At 63.9% G+C, this 19,450-nt stretch carries 18 protein-coding genes and 1 pseudogene; 7 read left to right on the forward strand and 12 right to left on the reverse strand.

Annotated features, from left to right (window positions below; genetic code table 11):
- Nucleotides 1-143 precede the first annotated feature (143 nt).
- Complete coding sequence (locus ACH79_RS05490; protein WP_371419369.1) at nucleotides 144-1,775, forward strand: DUF882 domain-containing protein; 1,632 nt, start codon at nucleotides 144-146, stop codon at nucleotides 1,773-1,775.
- Between the two features lie 164 nt (nucleotides 1,776-1,939).
- On the opposite strand, the gene ACH79_RS05495 is transcribed toward ACH79_RS05490, so the two are convergent.
- Together ACH79_RS05495 and ACH79_RS05500 are read right to left on the reverse strand one after the other, a co-directional pair.
- A complete protein-coding gene (locus ACH79_RS05495; protein ID WP_028351317.1) occupies nucleotides 1,940-2,215 on the reverse strand; it encodes a DUF2312 domain-containing protein in 276 nt (91 codons plus the stop codon).
- Nucleotides 2,216-2,547: 332 nt separating this feature from the next.
- Nucleotides 2,548-2,850: a DUF1244 domain-containing protein gene (locus ACH79_RS05500; protein WP_057858646.1), complete on the reverse strand. Its 303-nt coding sequence runs from the start codon at nucleotides 2,848-2,850 to the stop codon at nucleotides 2,548-2,550.
- Nucleotides 2,851-3,096: 246 nt separating this feature from the next.
- Between ACH79_RS05500 and ACH79_RS05505 the strand changes: the two genes are divergently transcribed.
- Nucleotides 3,097-3,633, forward strand: coding sequence for a DUF1036 domain-containing protein (locus tag ACH79_RS05505; RefSeq protein ID WP_371419447.1), 537 nt, complete (start codon nucleotides 3,097-3,099; stop codon nucleotides 3,631-3,633).
- A complete protein-coding gene (pyk, locus tag ACH79_RS05510) occupies nucleotides 3,630-5,066 on the forward strand; it encodes a pyruvate kinase (RefSeq protein ID WP_161850102.1) in 1,437 nt (478 codons plus the stop codon). Before ACH79_RS05505 ends, pyk begins: the two co-directional genes overlap by 4 nt.
- Before the next feature lie 57 nt (nucleotides 5,067-5,123).
- Here the strand turns inward: pyk and ACH79_RS05515 are convergent, their stop codons facing one another.
- Both ACH79_RS05515 and ACH79_RS05520 read right to left on the reverse strand, forming a co-directional pair.
- Nucleotides 5,124-5,549, reverse strand: a complete 426-nt coding sequence (locus tag ACH79_RS05515; protein ID WP_161850103.1) for an OsmC family protein — start codon at nucleotides 5,547-5,549, stop codon at nucleotides 5,124-5,126.
- Between the two features lie 87 nt (nucleotides 5,550-5,636).
- The gene (locus tag ACH79_RS05520; protein WP_161850104.1) at nucleotides 5,637-6,311 is read right to left on the reverse strand and encodes a TetR/AcrR family transcriptional regulator; all 675 of its coding nucleotides are present in this window, start codon (nucleotides 6,309-6,311) and stop codon (nucleotides 5,637-5,639) included.
- Between the two features lie 337 nt (nucleotides 6,312-6,648).
- Here ACH79_RS05520 and ACH79_RS05525 point away from each other — a divergent pair, with 337 nt between their 5' ends.
- Complete coding sequence (locus ACH79_RS05525) at nucleotides 6,649-7,458, forward strand: sialate O-acetylesterase (protein ID WP_161850105.1); 810 nt, start codon at nucleotides 6,649-6,651, stop codon at nucleotides 7,456-7,458.
- Nucleotides 7,459-7,482: 24 nt separating this feature from the next.
- Here ACH79_RS05525 and ACH79_RS05530 read toward each other — a convergent pair whose 3' ends face one another.
- Nucleotides 7,483-8,706 (reverse strand): glycosyltransferase family 87 protein, encoded by a 1,224-nt coding sequence (locus ACH79_RS05530; RefSeq protein ID WP_161850106.1) that lies wholly within the window; start codon nucleotides 8,704-8,706, stop codon nucleotides 7,483-7,485.
- Nucleotides 8,707-9,039: 333 nt separating this feature from the next.
- On the opposite strand from ACH79_RS05530, the gene ACH79_RS05535 reads away from it, so the two are divergent.
- Nucleotides 9,040-9,237, forward strand: coding sequence for a hypothetical protein (locus ACH79_RS05535; protein ID WP_161850107.1), 198 nt, complete (start codon nucleotides 9,040-9,042; stop codon nucleotides 9,235-9,237).
- A gap of 87 nt (nucleotides 9,238-9,324) precedes the next feature.
- Here the strand turns inward: ACH79_RS05535 and ACH79_RS05540 are convergent, their stop codons facing one another.
- The 4 genes from ACH79_RS05540 to ybgF form a co-directional block, all read right to left on the reverse strand.
- A complete protein-coding gene (locus ACH79_RS05540) occupies nucleotides 9,325-9,744 on the reverse strand; it encodes a DUF3052 family protein (protein WP_161850108.1) in 420 nt (139 codons plus the stop codon).
- A 13-nt stretch (nucleotides 9,745-9,757) separates the two neighbouring features.
- A complete protein-coding gene (gene ftsH, locus ACH79_RS05545) occupies nucleotides 9,758-11,680 on the reverse strand; it encodes an ATP-dependent zinc metalloprotease FtsH (protein WP_161850109.1) in 1,923 nt (640 codons plus the stop codon).
- 266 nt (nucleotides 11,681-11,946) lie between these two features.
- Nucleotides 11,947-12,981, reverse strand: coding sequence for a tRNA lysidine(34) synthetase TilS (gene tilS, locus ACH79_RS05550; protein WP_161850110.1), 1,035 nt, complete (start codon nucleotides 12,979-12,981; stop codon nucleotides 11,947-11,949).
- Nucleotides 12,982-13,031: 50 nt separating this feature from the next.
- Nucleotides 13,032-14,174 carry a tol-pal system protein YbgF gene (gene ybgF, locus ACH79_RS05555; protein WP_161850111.1) on the reverse strand — a complete coding sequence of 381 codons (1,143 nt, stop codon included), beginning with the start codon at nucleotides 14,172-14,174 and terminating at the stop codon, nucleotides 13,032-13,034.
- A gap of 255 nt (nucleotides 14,175-14,429) precedes the next feature.
- On the opposite strand from ybgF, the pseudogene ACH79_RS45005 reads away from it, so the two are divergent.
- Nucleotides 14,430-14,579, forward strand: a pseudogene (locus ACH79_RS45005) (alpha/beta fold hydrolase); the annotation flags it as partial.
- Nucleotides 14,534-15,226 (forward strand): alpha/beta fold hydrolase, encoded by a 693-nt coding sequence (locus ACH79_RS05560; RefSeq protein ID WP_371419448.1) that lies wholly within the window; start codon nucleotides 14,534-14,536, stop codon nucleotides 15,224-15,226. The pseudogene ACH79_RS45005 and the gene ACH79_RS05560, both read left to right, overlap by 46 nt.
- 48 nt (nucleotides 15,227-15,274) lie before the next feature.
- Here the strand turns inward: ACH79_RS05560 and pal are convergent, their stop codons facing one another.
- From pal to ACH79_RS05575, 3 genes are all read right to left on the reverse strand, one after another.
- Complete coding sequence (gene pal, locus ACH79_RS05565) at nucleotides 15,275-15,766, reverse strand: peptidoglycan-associated lipoprotein Pal (protein ID WP_057838504.1); 492 nt, start codon at nucleotides 15,764-15,766, stop codon at nucleotides 15,275-15,277.
- 304 nt (nucleotides 15,767-16,070) lie between these two features.
- Nucleotides 16,071-16,811, reverse strand: coding sequence for a hypothetical protein (locus tag ACH79_RS05570; RefSeq protein WP_246738442.1), 741 nt, complete (start codon nucleotides 16,809-16,811; stop codon nucleotides 16,071-16,073).
- Between the two features lie 147 nt (nucleotides 16,812-16,958).
- The gene (locus tag ACH79_RS05575) at nucleotides 16,959-19,289 is read right to left on the reverse strand and encodes a bifunctional diguanylate cyclase/phosphodiesterase (RefSeq protein WP_161850113.1); all 2,331 of its coding nucleotides are present in this window, start codon (nucleotides 19,287-19,289) and stop codon (nucleotides 16,959-16,961) included.
- Nucleotides 19,290-19,450: the final 161 nt, after the last annotated feature.

The raw sequence follows: 19,450 nt of genomic DNA on the forward strand, positions 1-19,450 counted from the left end.
TCCACGCGTTAGGTTAAAGCTTGCTTGGGGGCAGGTCGGTAAACCTCGGTTTAACCCTCCTGCTTTAAGAAAGCGTTCACCGTCTTTTGCCGGGGGTCTGCAAAAGAACATCGTGAACGCTCGTCGACTGGGTGGGCTCATACGTGCTGGCTGGTTTCGCGCGCCAATTCAATCCGCTGTCTTCGAAGGCCGGATATCGGATCGGCCTGACCTCGCTGTTGCTCCTGGCGGGCGCCGGCACGGTGCATGACGCGACGGCGCGGAACGAGACCCGCACCCTCACCTTACACCACACCCATTCCGGCGAAGACCTGACCGTCACCTTCAAGCGCGACGGCCGCTACGACGAAGATGCGCTGAAGAAGCTCAATCATTTCCTCCGCGACTGGCGCAGCCAGGACTCCACCACGATGGATCGGCACCTGTTCGACATCCTCTGGGAAGTCTACCGCGACGTCGACGGCAAGCAGCCGATCCAGATCATCTCCGCCTACCGCTCCCCCGCCACCAATGCCATGCTCCGCCGCCGGTCGTCCGGCGTGGCCCGCTTCAGCCAGCACATGCTCGGCCATGCGATGGACTTTTTCATTCCCGGCGTGCCGCTTGAGCAGGTTCGCACCGCCGGGCTCCGCCTGCAGCGTGGCGGCGTCGGCTTCTACCCGACCTCGGGATCGCCCTTCGTCCACCTCGATACCGGCAGCGTCCGCCACTGGCCGCGCATGACCCACGATCAGCTGGCCAAGGTCTTCCCGGATGGGCGCACCGTCCACCAGTCTTCCAGCGGTCCGATGAAGGGCTATGAACTGGCCCGCGCCGACATCGAGCGACGCGGCAATGGCGATGGCGGCGCAACCGGCGGCAAGATGCCGAACCTGTTCGCGGCGCTGTTCCGGGGCGGCAAGGCCACTGAGGAAGATGACGAGGGCGCAAACGCACCCGTCAAGAACGAGAAGCCCGCACCGGCGAGTGTGGCTGCTCTGAAATCCGCCGACCCGGTCCCGACCCCACGTGCCAAGCCGGTCGGCGCGACCATCCAGCTCGCCGCGGCTGACGCTCAAATCGCAGCGGCGCCCAAGGCCAGACCTGAGTCCAAGCCGGAGGCGAAGCAGGCCGCGCCGGTTTCCGCCGATACAGGCGAGCCGAAGCCACAGACGCCGGCCGATATCATCAATTCCCGCGGTTTCTGGGACGACGTGCCGAAGGCGGCGAATCAGGCCACTCCCGCGCAAGTCGCAGCCCTCCGCGCCCGCCAGGCCCTCGCCGCCGCCACTGCTACCGATCCGCAACCGACCGCCAGCGTCAACGAAACCTTCAATAGGGCGATGGCCTATGCGCCGGCCGCGGCTTCGCCGGTCGACCGCGCCAACATCGTGGCGGCCTCCGCGCCAGTGCCGCGCAGCAGCGTGCGTCCGGTTCGCAGCGCCGGTGCTGCATCGACCGAAATCAACACCGTGGTCGCCAAGGGGCCGCAGGGCCCTCAGGGTCAGGACAACGTGGTCGCCACCTCGACCCGCCTCGCCGCTGCGAAGGGCGACAATATCTGGATGCGGGTCATGATGCTGGCGCCGAGCGCGAGCAGCGCGATGTCGACTACGGTGCTCGGCGACACCGAGATGACCCAGATGCGCGCCCACTTCGTCAAGCCGCTGGCCGCGGTGGCCATGACCTTCTCGGAAGATCCGATGATGGGCATGACCTGCGACCGTTTCTCGGGATCAGCGACCACGCAACTGCCGACGCAGTCGTTCATGATGCGCACCGCCTCGCTGCGCTAGAGTTCCCTGTCTCCACGCACTCGACGCAGCCGTCGCCCGGATGGCAGCGCAATCCGGGATCAGTCGAGCCGTGTTGTGAGATGACCCCGGATTTCGCGGAGCCTGTCATCGGGCGCGCATTCGCGCGATCCGTTGTTGGCTTTCCATCCGGGCTTCGCGAAGCGTCAGAGCATCCCGAGCGCCTGCATGTAGGTTTCCAAAATGGTTTCCTGCTCGGCGCGCTCGTTGGCGTCCTGCTTGCGCATCCGCACGATGGTGCGCAGCGCCTTGGTGTCGAAGCCGTTGCCCTTGGCTTCGGCATAGACGTCGCGGATGTCGTCGGAGATCGTCTTCTTCTCCTCTTCCAGACGCTCGATGCGCTCGATGATGGCCTTGAGCTGGTCTTTGGCGAATCTTGTCGCGGGCTCGTCCTGGACGGCTGCGGCGGCGGAGGTGGCCATCGGGTACTCCTGAGTGGAACTGATGGTGAAGGTGAAAAATCAAGCGCCGCACGCGTTACCGCGCGGCGCTTTGCCCAGATGACCCTCAAGATCGGGGGGCCTTGCGTCAAGGCAGCATCGCGCTCATCCACAGCGCGCCCACAGGAGATGACGGCAATCAGTTGCCACGTCATGGCCGGGCATAGCCGTCTGAAGGACGGCGTCGCCTCCGCTCGCCTGTGGCCCGGCCATCCACGTCTTCCCTTGCGCTATGCGGTTAAGACGTGGATGCCCGGGACAAGCCCGGGCATGACGGAGAACTTAGGTGTCAGATCGCACGACGGACTGAGACCTCAATGCCCGGGATGCACCTTCTTCATCGCTGCGAGCTGCTCAGGCGTGGCCGTCCCCTGATATTTCGCCTTCCACTCCTCATAGGGCATGCCGTAGACCGCCTCGCGGCTCTCGTCCTTGCTGACGGCGACCCCCTTGGCGTCGGCCTCTTCCTTCATCCAGTTGGACAGGCAGTTGCGGCAGAAGCCGGCCAGATTCATCAAATCGATATTCTGGACGTCGGTGCGGCCGCGCAGGTGGCTGACCAGGCGCCGGAAAACGGCGGCTTCCAGTTCCGTTCTGGTTTTGTCGTCGATCGTCATGGCCCTTGGCTCCCGCGTCACATGTGCCGAGCATATTGATATCAGGTGGGACTTGTCACAGATTCTGCCATATCTGCGCGCAAAATTGGCAGCCTTACGGGGAGTCCCGATTGCCCATAGCGCGGGAAAGGCGTTCCCCGGCCGTTGACAGGTCCCGCCGGGTCACGCGAAATCTTCAATGATTTGATATAGCTTCGCTGCATGACCGCAAAAGATTCCCGCTGCTTGTCCCCCCTCTCCGCTCGCATGACCGTCGGCCTGATGCCGGTGCTTGCATTGGCGGCGACATGCCTGTGGAGCAGTCCGGCGGCGGCCGATTTCCGGCTCTGCAACAATACTTCCAGCCGGGTCGGCATCGCGCTCGGCTACAAGGACGCCGAAGGCTGGACCACCGAGGGCTGGTGGAACGTATCATCGCGCAGTTGCGAAACGCTGCTGCGCGGAACTCTCGTCGCGCGTTACTATTACATCTACGCGCTCGACTATGACCGCGGCGGTGAATGGTCGGGGCAGGCCTTCATGTGTTCGCGGGACAAGGAATTCACCATCAAGGGTACCGAGGATTGTCTGGCGCGCGGCTACGACCGCACCGGGTTCTTCGAGGTCGACACAGGCGAACAGCGAGCGTGGACAGTGCAACTGACCGAAGCCAACGAGCAGCCCGCGCAGCGCGTGCCGGGCATTCCAGGAACGATGGGACCGGGCGGCCCCGGCGGGGTTCCGGGCCTGCCCAGCCAACCGGGCGGACCGGGTCTGCCGCCAGCCCCGGCTCCCAAGCAATGAGACGGCTTCGTCGCATCAAGATTCTCGCGACCCTCGGCCCGGCATCATCAGACAGCGCGATGATCCGGAAGCTGTTCGAGGCGGGCGCGGACCTGTTCCGCATCAACATGAGCCACACGCCGCACGACAAGATGCGCGAACTGGTCACGACCATCCGCAATGTCGAATCGAGCTACGGCCGCCCTATCGGCATTCTGGTCGACCTGCAGGGACCGAAGCTGCGCCTTGGCGCGTTCGCCGAAGGTTCGACCCAGCTCAAGAACGGCCAAAGCTTCGTGCTCGATTCCGACAAGGCACCGGGCGACAACAGCCGCGTGCAGTTGCCGCATCCGGAAATCCTCGCCGCCCTGCGGCCGGGCCATGCGCTGCTGCTCGACGACGGCAAGGTGCGCCTGATCGCCGAGGAAACCTCGCCCGAACGCGCGGTGACGCGGGTGGTGATCGGCGGCAAGATGTCGGACCGCAAGGGCGTCAGCCTGCCCGATACTGACCTGCCGGTGTCGGCGATGACGCCGAAGGATCGCGCCGATCTCGAAGCCGCGCTGGTGACCGGGGTCGACTGGATCGCGCTCTCCTTCGTGCAGCGCGCCGAGGACGTCCACGAGGCCAAGCGCATGATCCGCGGCCGCGCCGCCGTGATGGCCAAGATCGAAAAGCCGCAGGCGATCGACCGTCTCGCCGAGATCATCGATGCGTCCGACGCGCTGATGGTGGCGCGTGGCGACCTCGGCGTCGAACTGCCGTTGGAGCGGGTGCCGAGCCTGCAGAAACAGATGACGCGGATGGCGCGCCGCGCCGGCAAGCCGGTGGTGATTGCGACCCAGATGCTGGAATCGATGATCCAGGCCCCGGTGCCGACGCGCGCGGAAGTCTCCGACGTCGCAACCGCCGTCTATGAAGGCGCCGATGCCATCATGCTGTCGGCCGAGTCGGCGGCCGGCAAATTCCCGGTCGAAGCCGTTTCGACCATGAACCGCATCGGCGAAGAGGTGGAACGCGACCCGACCTATCGCTCGGTTCTCACCGCGCAGCGCATGCAGCCGGAGAATACGGTCGGCGACGCCATTGCCGACGCCGCGCGGCAGATCGCCGAGACGCTGGAATTGTCGGCAATCATCTGCTGGACCTCGTCCGGCTCCACCGGCATCCGTGTGGCGCGCGAGCGCCCGAAGCCGCCGGTGGTCGCGATCACGCCGAATCTTGCGACGGGGCGCAAATTGTCCGTCGTCTGGGGCGTGCATTGCGTGGTGGCCGAAGACGCCCACGACCAGGACGACATGGTCGATCGCGCCGGCTCCATCGCCTTTCGAGACGGTTTTGCCAAGGCTGGCCAGCGCGTCATCATCGTCGCCGGCGTGCCGCTCGGCATTCCCGGCACCACCAACATGGTGCGCATCGCCAATGTCGAGCCCGAAGGCGAGACGAAGAAGTGATGATGCACGTGATTCCGCGGCGCGCGCAGGCGCTCGCCCGGAATGACCGAAGACAAGCTACTGGAGCTTCGCGTCCAGCGTGATCTTCGTATTGAACAGCTTCGACACCGGACAGCCGGCTTTGGCCTTGCCCGCCAGCTCCTGAAATTTTGCATCATCAGCGCCCGGGATCTTCGCATTCAGCGTCAGATGAACCGAGGTGATGGCAAAACCATCGCCCTGCTTTTCCAGCGTGACGTCGGCCCTGGTTTCCATCTGCTCGGCGGTGAGCTTGGCTTCGCCCAGGATCAGCGATAGCGCCATGGTGAAGCACGCAGCGTGTGCGGCGCCGATCAGCTCTTCCGGATTGGAGCCTGCCTTGCCCTCGAAGCGGCTGGCGAAGCCGTAAGGATAATCATTGAGCGCACCGCTCTTGGTCGAGATCGCACCCTTGCCGTCCTTGATGCCACCCTGCCATTTGGCGGACCCTGATGTCGTCGTCATCGCATGCTCCTCTCACGGGTTGAACCGTCGATAAGCCGCAGCGTGGCAAATGGTTGCGACAAGACCGTGTCGCCGATGGAGAGCGTCTTACGCCCCGACCAGCGCTTTTGCCGGCAGCACCGCCTGCACCACGAGGCCGCGGGCGCGGGCATCCATGACGCCGACGGCGCGCAGCGCCAATAGCGTCACCGTTTGCACGGCGTCGCGCAGCTTCGCGGAATCATCGTGGCTCTCCGGCGCCAGCGGACCAACCAGCGATTCATGCAGCGCGCCGAGCAGCGCGGTCGCGGCCAACGCGGTATCCTGCGCCGGCAGATGACCGGCGCGCACCGCGGCGTCGATTCGAGCGGCAATCTCGCCCGATATTTCGCGGCGGCTGGCAAGACGCGACACCGAGACGTCGACATCGACCGGCTCGGCCAGAATGCCCCAGGCGAGCTTACGCTGCGACAGCACCTGCACGGCGACCGTGGTGACTGCGGCGGCGAGCGCCGAGGATGGGCCCGGGGCCGCGTCCGCCGCACGGCGGATCGCCGCCAATTCGTCGCGCGAGACCTCGGCGATCAGCTCGGAAATCAGCTCGGCCTTGGAGGGAAAGTAGCGATAAACGGTGCCGGCCGCGACATTGGCGCGGATCGCAACCGGGGCGATCTGCACCGCCGCCATGCCGCCCTCGGCCGCGGCATCCCGCGCCGCCGCCAGGATGGCGCTGCGCCGTGCCGCCAGCCGCTTTACGACCTGATGGGTTCGCCGATACACCATGGCGCGATTTCCGTCCCCCGCGCGCCCTCGAGCCCCAGGGAGCCTGCCAGAACGCGCGCACCTTCAATGTCTTGAGCGATAAGCTCCGTCATCGCCTTGAAGAAGTGAACAACTATTCACGCCTCATGACAAGCCGGTTTTGCAGGCCGATGTCCGGCGGGGCTTTTCACCTTTAACAGGCTCTCAACGCGGCCAGGTTAGCATGGGCCGAATTGGGCGGCCTCAGATTACCGTCCTCGCGCTTCACGTTGGGCAGCGGTGAACTTGTCCGATGCGCGCCATCTGGCGGCGACCGGGCGGGCGTGTGCGCGCTGAACAATCCTGGAGAACATTTCCCTTGTTTCGCCTTGTCGCCTTTCTGGTTGGTGGCCTGCTGATCGGCGCGATTGCCGGCAAGCTCTGGACCTGGAACGCCCGCCAGGCTGACTGGACCGCGGTTGCACCGCCGGCGCGCATCGAACGGCCGTGCCTTCCCATATCGGGCAAGACGGCCGTCATCGTCGTGCACGGCCAGAGCAACGCAGCCAACTTTGGAAGTGTCCGGCACGCGGCGCGAGACGCCGTCGACAATTTCGATCCGGTGACCGGCAAATGCTTCGCGGCCGCCGACCCCTTGCTCGGTAGCGATGGCATGGGCGGCAGCTTTGCAACGCGTCTCGGCGACATCCTGATCCAGGCCGGACGTTACGACCGCGTGATCCTCGTACCGCTCGCCATCGGCGGAGCCTCGCTTTTCTTTCTGAACAACGAGGGCGCTTTGGTGGTCACCAACGGCAGCGCGAAGCTGAAGGCCGCAGGACTGACGCCGACGCATATTCTGTTTCAGCAGGGCGAGAGGGACGCGCTAGAGACGACGTCGACCGAACAATATGCGTCGCTGTTGCATCAACTCGTGAAGCGTTTTCGCGACGCCGGTATCGATGCGCCCTTCTATCTGTCACGCAGCACAAAATGCGACTATGCCGGGCCGACGAACATAGCAGCCGTACGCGCCGGCCAACTGGCCGCAGTCGATGAAGCGCTGGATATCCGTCAAGGGCCCGACACCGATACGATCGGAAACGAAGGCCGCAGCTCCGATGGTTGCCATATGAACGAGATCGGTACGCTGGCGAATGCCGCCCTGTGGGCGGCGTTCATCAAATAGCGGCAAGCGATCCGAAGCCGGCCTTCAGGCACGCATGGCAGCAAGCGCCGGCACCGGCTCATGCCGCCACCATGATCCGGCACGGCGCAGAACCAGCGCGGCCACGACCAGCGTGGCGCCAAGGCCCGTCGGTAGCCCCGTGAACATGTAGCACAGGAGGAGCCCGACGACGACGCCGAGCGCCGGATGCTCGTAAGAACGAAAGCCGGTCCTCAATCCGGTGCGGATCAGGAAGGCGACCGGGATCGCCAGCACCATCATATCGTACATGAAGAGATAAGGCGTGGTCAGCAGCGTGCCGGCGCCAAGCGCTGCGGCCTTCAACGTGTAGGGCACGCGGCTTCGCCACATCAGCGCCACCACCACGGCGACGGAAGCAGTGAGAACCCACTGGAATGCCCAGCCGAGCGGCTCGCTGCCGCCGAAATAGCGCACCATCGAGAAGATGCTCTGCATCTTCCACCATGGAGCCTTCCCTTCGGTCAGGAAGGCTTGCGAGAATTTCGGCATCCAGTGGAAGAATGCCAGCCAGCTTTCGAAGCCGAAGGCAAGCAGGGAAGCGAAGGCCACCACGAGCGCCGTTACGGCAGCGCTGATGAACACGCGCCAATGCCCGGCCGCGATCAGTGCAATCGGAAACAGCAGTCCGTATTGCGGCTTGTACGTCAAAAGCCCGAGGCAGATACCTGCCAGTACCGGCCGTACCGGGATTAGATAGAGCGTACCGCCGATCAGCGCCGCGGTGAGAAAGCCGTTCTGCCCGACCAGCGCATTGATGAATGCCATCGGAATGGCGAATGCGAGCAGATAGCCGAAGGTACGGCCGACGATCGCGCGCATCGCGACAAGAAAGGGCACAAAACTGACCGCAACCCAGCCGATAAACGCGACTTGGTAGGGAAGCTGCGCCAGCACGGATGCGACGAACAGGAATGGCGGCGGATAGTGCCAGGCGAAATAGCCGACAAAATCCTTGCCGAGCTTTGCGACCTCGACCTGCTTCTGGATGTCCCAGTCATAGGCCTGTGCCGGGAGGCCATCGAGCACCAGGCGGCCGGCCGCCCAGACGTTGATGAAATCGGTCGGGATGCCGAGGCCGTTCGCATCGTAAACCCACCACTGTGAGAGATACGCCGTCCCGCACAGGGTCACATTCGCAACCGCCAGCACCAGGCAGACCCTGACGAGCCACGCGGGAATTGCGCTTTGCTCCGGCGTGGGCCGGAGGGCGGAAAGAGAGGCGGTCATGCGCGGTCCTTGCCTGGCGCACGCTGTCCGAAAGCGCACGTCCCCAAGCAATAGGCCGGACTGAATTGAGGAAATCTTAAGTTCTAGCGCGGCGACGGCGGTTTCCCGTCGTCCCCACGAACGCAAGGGACCCATAACCACTGAAGCCGGTGGTTGACGGCAAGGCGCCTTCCGTCGTGCCTTACCGATAGATCACGCGGTCTGGGTCCACGCGCCCGTGCGCAATTGCGCACCAGGCGGGGACGACGAGCGGAGGGAGCACGCATTGCTCCCCTGCTGCCAGCTCAGCGCACCTACTGCGTGCTCTTATGAGATCGAAGGAGACCGACCACCATGCGCTTCTGGATTGAATGCACGAGGTTCGAGACGGGACAGCCCATCCACATCAACATCGCGCTGGTCGGCAGCATGTCCCGCGACGGCGAGCGCACCGTGCTCGCCTTTGTCGGCGGCGACGGACAGACGATCGACGTCACGGAGACGCCGGAACATATCCTGGCCGTGCATCTTGGCGCCGAACCAAAAGCGTGACACGCGTCAACTCGCGGTCAACAACTCGTCGAACCGCTCATCGCTGGCAACGCGATGGGATACTCGCTGTATTTAACGGACGAACAACTACTTCGTCTGCTTGGCTCGCTGGTCCTTCGGGATCACGAATTTCAATCCGGACCAGGTATCGTCAATCGCACAGACCTTGATGTCGACGAGGCCAAGCGGCAGCGCGGTGTCGCGGATGATGTTTTCCGTCAGATCGGTCGCAACGCCGGACGCCTTCTTCGGCCACGATACCCATATCATTCCGTCGGGTTCGATCGCGGCGCGGTAGCTCCGCAATTTCGTGGCGAACCCTTTCGCCTCGGTCGCGAACAGATGCACCATGTCGAGCGGCGCCTTGAGCCGGGGCCTGATCGTCACACCATCGGGCAATTCGCCGACGACATCGCCATAAGCGCACGACAGCCCAACCGTGAAAATACAAAAGCCCGGCTTGATGCCGAGCTTTTGCACAACCGGTTTGCCGGAATAACCGGCCATCGATCTACGTCCGTTACGCCTGCGGCTGCGGCTCCAGACCGGGGTCCGGATCGGGACGCGGGCGCGGCTTGCCGGCGGGAGGCACGGCGGAAGCGCGCGGGGTGCTCGGCTCCAGCACCGACTCGCGGTTGGGCTTCTTGCCCTTCAACAGGTCGATGATTTCGTCGCCGCTCAGCGTCTCGAATTCGAGCAGGCCCTTGGCCAGCGTCTCGAGGTCTTCGCGCTTCTCGGTGAGGATCTTGGTGGCCTCGTTGTAGCCTTCCTCGACCAGCCGCTTGATCTCCTTGTCGATCTTCTGGACGGTCGCTTCCGACGCATTTTGCGTGCGCGACACCGACATGCCCAGAAACACCTCGTCCTGGTTTTCGCCGTAGGACACGGTGCCGAGTTCTTCCGACAGGCCCCAGCGCGTCACCATCATGCGGGCGAGGCGCGTCGCCTGCTCGATGTCGGAGGCGGCGCCCGAGGTGACCTTCTCGCGGCCGAAGATCAGTTCTTCCGCGACACGGCCGCCCATCATGATGGCGAGCCGCGAGGTCATCTGCTCCAGCGACATCGACAGCTTGTCGCGCTCGGGCAACTGCATCACCATGCCGAGCGCACGGCCGCGCGGAATGATCGTGGCCTTGTGGATCGGATCGGTGGCGACGACGTTGAGGCCGACGATGGCGTGACCGCCCTCGTGATAAGCCGTCAGCAGCTTCTCTTCCTCGGTCATGACAAGCGACTTGCGCTCGGCGCCCATCATCACCTTGTCTTTTGCTTCCTCGAACTCGGCCTGCGTCACCATCCGCTTGTTGCGGCGGGCGGCCGTCAGCGCGGCCTCATTGACGAGGTTCATCAGGTCGGCGCCCGAGAAGCCCGGGGTGCCGCGCGCGATGGTCTTGAGGTTGATATCCGGCGCTAGCGGCACCTTGCGGACGTGAACCTTGAGGATCTGTTCGCGGCCAACGACATCCGGGTTCGGCACCACGACCTGACGGTCGAAGCGGCCGGGACGCAGCAGCGCGGGATCGAGCACGTCGGGCCGGTTGGTCGCCGCGATCAGGATCACGCCTTCATTGGCTTCAAAACCGTCCATCTCGACCAGCAACTGGTTGAGCGTCTGTTCGCGCTCGTCATTGCCGCCGCCGAGACCAGCACCGCGATGACGGCCGACCGCATCGATTTCGTCGATGAAGATGATGCAGGGCGCGTTCTTCTTTGCCTGCTCGAACATGTCGCGGACGCGGGAAGCGCCGACGCCGACGAACATTTCGACGAAGTCCGAACCCGAGATGGTGAAGAACGGAACGTTGGCTTCGCCGGCGACCGCACGCGCGATCAGCGTCTTGCCGGTGCCGGGAGGGCCGACCAGCAGCACGCCGCGCGGAATCCGTCCGCCGAGGCGCTGGAATTTGCCGGGATCGCGGAGGAATTCGACGATCTCCTGCAGGTCCTGCTTGGCCTCGTCGACGCCGGCGACATCCTCGAAGGTGACGCGGCCGTGGGCCTCCGTCAGCATCTTGGCGCGTGACTTGCCAAAGCCCATCGCCTTGCCGGCGCCGCCCTGCATCTGCCGCGACAGGAAGATCCACACGCCGATCAGCGCGATGAAGGGCAGCCAGGAGACCAGCAGCGAGACGAACCACGGCACGTTGTCGCCGGGCGGCTTCGCGGTGATCGAGACCTTGCCGTCATAGAGGCGCTTGACCAGCGTCGGGTCGTTCGGCGCATAGGTCTGGAACGAGGAGCCGTTGGTGAAAGTGCCGTGGATTTCCGGCCCCTGGATCACGACGTCGCGCACGCGGTTCTGATCGACCTCGCTCAACAGCTGCGAGAACGAGATGTCCTGCGAGGACGTGCGCTGACCCGGATTCTGGAAGAGCGTGAACAATGCCAATAGCAGCAATACAATGATGACCCAGAGGGCGAAGTTGCGCAGATTGGCGTTCATTGATCTTCCTTCGTGGTCGCGCGGATCGCGGCCCTATGTCCTTGGCAGTGACCTTGAGTATTCCTTGGGTAGTGAGGCGAGAATCCCCGGTCCACTGCACCCAATTTAGGTGGCGCCCGGGTCAATGCCAAGGGAACCACTCAGGACTATTTAACGCATCTTAACGCGATTCCCGGTCAAAAAATGACGCAGAAATCAGGGTTTTTCCCGGGTGGTTAAGGCTCTTCGTCCCCGATATCGCTGATATTTCGATATGGGGACGCTTCTCAGGCTCGGCTACCCCGGCGCGGCGGCGCTGGATTAACATGAATCCGGCCTTCGATCAGGCTGATTGCCGCCCCGGCAAGCGTCTGTTTCAGCCTTGTCTGCTTCTCGCCGTTTGCAATGGCGTTGTCCAGTACCGCCAGCAGCGCCTCGAGCTTGCCGAGTTCCGCCGGCCCTTCGTAACCGGCCCGGTCGATGGCGCGCTTGAGCAGCCGCAGCCGGATCTCCTCGGGCAGACCGGCAAACGCCCCGGCATCGAAGCCGAAACGCGCGCCATCGTCGCGATCTCTCAACGCGAGATAGCGCTCGGCGCCGTCGGCCAGCACTTCGATCGCGGCATTCGCACGCGCCAGTCTCGATGCCAGCCGCGCCAGATTTCGGCTGTCGCCGCCCTCCTCGGCCAGAGCTGGCATCAATGCGCGCAAGCGCGGTCGCGTGAAGCTCATGTCGCGATTGGTGGGATCGTCGGCAAACGCGATCTTCGCCTTGTCCAGCGTCGCAACGAGTCGGGACTTCGGAATGTCGAGCAACGGCCGCGCCAGCCACACGCCCTCGCGCTCGCTCTCGCGCGCCATCGCCGCGAGGCCAGCGATGCCGCTACCGCGCAGCATCCGCATCAACAGCGTCTCGGCCTGGTCGTCGCGGGTGTGCGCGGTGAGAATGTGCGTGGCGCCGCTCGCCTGAGCCGCTTTCGCCAGCAGGCGATAGCGCGCCGCGCGGGCGGCGGCCGGCAGGCCGGATTTGGGCTTGGCGCCGGTCCAGCGCAGCGTGCGATGGGGCACATCGAGCGTCCGTGCAAGACGCTTGACGTCGCGCGCCTCGCGCGCGGCCTCGACCCGCAGACCATGGTCGACGGTGACGGCGATCAATCGCGGCCCGCGCCTTGCGGCGCGGCGCCAGCGGGCGGCAAGCCACAGGAGCGCAAGGGAGTCGGGGCCGCCGGACACCGCCAGCACGAGCGCGGACGCAGCCTTCCAGGGCGCGAACAGGTGTTTCGCTTGCTGTACCGAGATCGGCGCGTGGTCGTCGTCAGTCATGGCATCGCCAGTCTATTCGAGGCCGACGGCGGCCTCGACCGGCTTATGCTTTAGCACTTAACCCGCTTCTGCTCACGATCGACGGCGGCTTTGACGCCGGCAGACGCACGCGGATATTTCCGCGTCACCTCGCCGAGCGCCGCGCAGGCGGCTTCCTTTTCCTTCAGCGCCGCCAACGACTGGCCGAGCCGCAGCAGCGCGTCGGGCGCTTTCCCCGACTTGTCGAACTTGGTGGTCACGCCGAGGAAGGTTTCGGCGGCATCGCGATATTGCTGGCGCTGGAAATAGCTCTCGCCGAGCCAGTATTGCGCATCACCGATCAGCGGATCGCTTGGGTATTTCTGGGAAAAGTTCTTCATGGTCTCTTCGGCCAGCGCATAATCCTTGCGCTGCATGTAGCCGATACCGAGATCGAACTCGTCCTTCGACGTGGCCGAGGGCGGCAGCGTAGTCAATGCGGCGCTGGCGCCCGGACCGGGGCCACGCTGCGGCGCGGCTGCGGGCGGCGGGGCGCCGGCATCGCGCGGACCGCCGAGATTGAGCGGCTCACCAGGTCCGCGGCCGCCTGGCGCGCCAACCGAAGCTTCATTGGAGATCGGCATCTGGCCGCCGCCGAGCGCGCGCGGCGCACCGGGGGCGTTGGGATTCTGGCTCGGATCGAACGCATCGCCACGGCGGCGGCCGCCTGCCTGCGGTGCAGCCGGGTCCTGCGCGATCGGCGCGGGCGAGGCGATCTGCGGTTGCTGGTCATAGCCGGGCTGTGCCTGCGGGTAACCCTGCGGCTGACGAGGCCCCTGCTGCGGGTAGGCTTGCTGCGGATAGCCCTGTTGCTGTTGCCCCTGGGGCGGGCCGGGCTGCACTGGAGGAGGCGCGGCGGCCACGCTGGGCTGCGCCTGCTGAGGCTGACCGCCAGGCGCCGGCGGCGCGGCGCCAAGCTGGCGCAGCCGCTCTTCGAGCTGGCGGTTGCGGTATTGCAGTTCCTCGTTCTGGCCGGTCAGTTGCCTGAGCTGATTTTCCAGCCGCTGGATCCGCATCTCCAGATCGGCGTCATCGGACTGCATCTGGCCCTGCGGGGGGCCTTGCGGTGAACGCTCCCATGGGAACGTGATCTGTGCGGACGAGGACTGCACGGACAAAGCCAGCATCGCGGCCATCGCCGCGGCGCCGGTAGCGTTGAGGAATCTGGATGACATTTTGCCCTGATGACGAAGTCGCGTGTCAAACGAAAGCAGAACACATTGAGAGAGGGAGTACGCCGGAATTGTGACTGGCATTTCCGAATCCGGACGCCGGGTTCCGGTATGGTTTAGTATCTCCTTCAAGACAAGCCGCCCAGCCCGGCGGACCGTTCACAAATCGAGGGAGACCCACTCATGCACGTATCCGTGAACGGAGTGCGCCTGTTCTTCGATGTCGAGGGGGCGAAGCTGGTCCCGGATGGGCCCACCATGCAGGAAAAGCCCACCTTGCTGCTCCTCCACGGCGGTCCGGGCTTCGATCATTCGATTTACAAGCCAGCCTACTCCGCCTTGGCCGACGTCGCCCAGATCGTATATCTCGACCATCGCGGCAACGGCCGCAGCGAGGACGGCCCACGAGAGGGCTGGACCCTGGCACAATGGGGCGACGACGTGCGCACGTTCTGCGAGGTGCTCGGCTCGCCGACCCGATCGTGCTGGGCGCCTCATTCGGCGGCATGGTGGCGCTGGCCTACGCGACGCGCCATCCAACCCATGCTTCGAAACTGGTCCTGGTCAGTACGGCGGCCGCCGGCGACGAATATCTCGAGCGGCGGATCGAGTTGTTCGAACGCTTCGGCGGACCGGAGGTCGGCGCACTGGCGCGGCGTCGCCTGCTGGAAGAACGGGGCCATCCAGACCAAACTTCGGTAGAGGCCTGGGTGCGGCTGGCGATGCCGCATTACACGCGCGTCCCGCGCAACCCCGACATGGGACGCCGCGCCATCAACCGGCCGCAGGTGCTGCAATGGTTCACCCGGCCCGGCGGCGAGAGTCACAGCTACAATTTCTTCCCCGACCTGGATCGCATCCAGTGCCCGACGCTGGTGCTCGGCGGCGAAGACGATCCCATTCACCCGATCGAGAGCCAAGCCGACATCGCAGCCGCGCTGCCGCCGCATCTGGTGCGGTTCGAACGGTTCGCTGACTGCCGGCACGCCTGCATACAGGACGCGCCCGAACGCACCCTGGCCGCGATCCGGGATTTCATCTTGCGCCCAAAATGAAACCGGCGCCCGAAGGCGCCGGCTTGAAACTCTGTAAGGTCGAACTCGTCAGGCGCCAGCGTTCAGCACCGTGACGGCGCGCCGGTTCTGCGACCAGCAGGAGATGTCGTTACAGACAGCGACCGGACGCTCCTTGCCGTAGGAGATGGTGCGCATGCGGTTCGGATCGATACCGCGCGAGGCGAGATAGCTGCGCACCGACTGGGCACGGCGGGCGCCGAGCGCGATGTTGTATTCGCGGGTGCCGCGCTCGTCGGCATGGCCTTCGATGGTGAAGGAATAGCGGTTGTAGGTCTGCAGCCACTGCGCCTGCTTCTCCAGGGTCGCGATCGCCTGCGGGCTCAGATCGGTCTGGTCGCTCTCGAAGAACACGCGGTCGCCGACATTGACCACGAAGTCCTGCTGGCTGCCCGGGGTGGCCGCGCTCGCCATCGCGCCGTCGGCGCCGACGTTGTTCTTGGCGCAGGCGCCCATCGACAGCGCCACAGCGACCACAGCCGCCAGCTTCCATCCCTGGAGGATACGCATCTGATATTTCATTCCGGAGCCTCCAACGCTCACGTTTTTCGACTGTTATCCGGTCTACAGCTCGATGGTTAAGCGAACGTTCCGTCAACCTTGATGGAACCTTGCCAGGCTCGATCAAATGCCGACAAACCGCGAAAAGCGACCGCGATAGTTAATGGTTTGTAAATGTGGCGCGACGGTGAAGGCAAGGGCGTACCGGCCGAAATCACCGGATTTGGTAGTTCCGCGTCGCTGGACGGACCGGCAGCTCGGGACATAAAGCGCCGCGGCCGGAGAATCCGCGGCGGCGTGCGCGCAGCCGGTTCTGGGTTCGCCGTCAGGAAGTCAGAACGATCGAGGGCCGCTCGAAGGAAGTAACAACGCCGTGCGGCGACGAATGTCGCTCGCCGTCGCGCTCAAACAGCATTCGACGCTCGGCGGACGTCGAACGCATGATGGGAAAACGGGCCAAGACCTTATCCCGCACGGTCCCGAAATCGCAGGCCATCAAGGCCACCTTGTGCGATATGATCGGAATCGGACGCGGTTCGGCGATGGCCTCCTGCAAAAAGACTCGACGGTAGAATGCCTGATGCTCGGCGCGAACGAGCGCCAGCCCGGTGTCGGCGTTGAAATAAGCGCACGCCATATAGCCCAGCCGCACCGTCAGGTAGGGAAGTTCCGGAAACCGCCCGGCTTTTTCCGGGTCTGCAGCCAGGCGCGATGGATCGACGAAAACTTCGCCTTTATCGAGTCGAGGGTGCAGCACATCGCCGAACAAATCGGTTGTGTGAGACATCCGCCATTCCGACGTCAGGACATGGAGGCGGACAGAGCTGCAGAGTTCTCCGTCAATATAAATTCCAAACGTCCGGGCGTTGGGAGCATCATCATAGGGATCGTGGACGCGCTCAGACTCTGAAGGCGGGATCAATCCACCATTCAGATAGGCTCTGTAACGCAACGAAGAGATGCGATCTTTTTCCTCGGCAGTTTCGACAAGCCGGTATTCGACGCGATCAAGGAGCCGTGATCCCCAGACAGAGTGCGAAGCACGCGTTTCGACTCCGGACTTCATCCAATACTCCTTGAAAACACTCAAACAACCTGTGCGAGCGCGAAAAAGCTTAACAGCTTCTTAATGCTTTGCAAACGAATCACTCCGTTAGGGTTAAGCCGGCCGGGCTACCCAATTTGAGCGATGATCCGTAGTTTTGCGGGGATATCAGGCGATCGATCGCGAGGCGATCGCGCGAAGCTGGTCGTCCGGCGAGCGACGGCCGTGCGAGGCATTCAGCAATTGGCGGACCCGGACAGCGGGCACCGGCGGGCTGAACAAATAGCCCTGGGCCTCGGTCACCGCACCATCGGCGCTGATCAGCTCGAGCTGCTCGTTGGTCTCGATGCCCTCGACCACGACCGACATTCCAAGATCGGCCGACAGCCGCGCCACGCCGCGCAGCAGCGTCAGCGGACGGTCGGTGTCGATCCCTTCCAGGAAGGAGCGGTCGATCTTCACTTTCTGCAACGGGAAGTTGTGCAAATAGCTCAGGCTCGAATAGCCGGTGCCGAAGTCGTCGAGCGAGATCCGCACGCCGAGCGAATGCAATTGCGACAGCACGTCATGCGTCACCTGCGTGTTACGCAGCAGCGAGGATTCGGTGATCTCGATTTCAAGCCGGTTCGCCGGCAGGCCGGAGACTTCGAGCGCGTAGCGAACTTCGCTCAACACGTCGCGTTGGTGGAATTGCTGCGGTGAAAAGTTGACGGCGACGCTGACGCCTTCGGGCCACTTCATGCATTCCATGCAGGCCCTGCGCAAGATCCACCGGCCGAGATCGACGATCAGGCCCATGTCCTCGGCGATCGGAATGATGTCGGTCGGCGACACTGTGCCGCGAACCGGATGATTCCAGCGCAGCAGCGCCTCGCAGGTGGATATCCGGCCCGATTTGAGATTGACCAGCGGCTGGAAGAACAGCTCGAACTCCTCGTTGGCCAGCGCCTTGCGCAGGTCCAGTTCGAGGATGCGGCGGGATTCGACGACCTGCGCCATCTCGTCCCGGAAGAAGCAGAAGGTGCCGCGGCCGTCGGCCTTGGCGCGGTACAGCGCCATGTCGGCGTTCTTGAGCAGCGTGTCGGCGCTGACGCCACTCGAGGTCATCGCGATGCCGACGCTGGCGCCGATCTCGACCAGATGATTGTCGATCTTGTAGCGCTCGCTCAGGCGATCGACGATGCGACGGGCAAGGCCGGCCGCGTCCTCGGGCGAATGGATGTTCTGCTGGAACACCACAAACTCGTCGCCGCCGAAGCGCGCCACGAAGTCCTCCGGCCGCAACATCTCGCGCAGCCGATCGGCCACCGCGCACAATAGCTGATCGCCGCAGGGATGGCCGAGCGTGTCGTTGACCTGCTTGAACTGGTCGAGGTCGACGAACAACAGCGCCGACAATTGTTCGGCGCCCTGCTGAATCGCCAGAAGATGGCCGATTTCGTCGCGGAAATTGACCCGGTTGGGCAGCTCGGTGAGTTCATCGTAGCGCGCCAGATGGCTGATCCTGGCTTCCGCATCCTTGCGCTCGGTGATGTCCTCCACCAGCATGACGGTGCCGCCGTCGGCCATCGGCTGAAAGGTCCAGGACAGCGCCCGGTTCTTGTTGAAATCCGGATCGGTCGTCACGATGTCGCTGGCGCGGGAGTACTCGACTTGCTGCAGAATAAGATCGGCGCTTGCCGCCGAAATCGCCCCGGCTGCGACGCAGGCCAGGCAAATCTCGGATACGTTGGCGTCTCGCTGCACGAAGTCGTCCGCCAAATTCATCATTTTGCTGAAGCGGTGATTCATCACCGCAAGCCGGCCATCGGCGCGAAACATGCACAGTCCGTGTGGCATGTTGTTCAGCGCGGTATCGAACTGGCCTGCCAGCGCCGCTTCGCGCTCGCGTGCCACAAGTGCCTGCATGAAAATTCTGTGCAGGTTGGCCGAGAGTTTGATGAGAGTCACGAGGAACACGGCGGTGACGACCGACATGGCGACGTAATAGGGCGTGCCACGCACCGCCAGTGCGATCACCGTCGTACCCAGGGCAAGGAGAAGCTGCAGCCTGAATATCCACTGCCGTCCATAGGCCCTGCCCGCGCCGCCGGCGAGGAGTCCGATCGTCACGGACAGAGCAATCATGTGGGCCACAGCATCGTCAGTGCTCAACAGCGTGGTGCTGCACCATATTCCGATCGCAACGGCCTGGATCATTGCCCCGATCTGGTAGCGCGTCGCCCACAACGCAGCACCATCGGCAGTGAGGGTCGATTTGCGCGACTGGTAGAGCTGCAAATCGATCGCCCGGACAACGCCGGCAAGGGCGAGAAGCGCGACACAGGCCCAGATGAGATCGCTTCCGGTCTTCAGCGCGGTCATGGCCGCGGTGATCGTCGCGAAGACGATGCCCACATGCACCGTGCCCGGAGTTTCGAAGAGCGAATCGATCAACGCCGCGCGGATGGACGGCGGTGTCTCCTGCTCGGGTAATTCTCGCTGATCGGCAAGCTGCATTTCGGGCGCACGTCCTTTGGGATTAGACGTTGTACCTATCGCAGGTGAAGTCTTTCTGAGGGAACATCGTTAGCGAGACATTGCTATCGATTGGTAAACGAAAAAATTTGCCCGCAAAATCAGCGGGCTAGGCAATGTTTGCCGATTAACGATTGTGCTCC

Source organism: Bradyrhizobium sp. CCBAU 051011 (assembly GCF_009930815.1).
Taxonomy (GTDB): Bacteria; Pseudomonadota; Alphaproteobacteria; order Rhizobiales; family Xanthobacteraceae; genus Bradyrhizobium.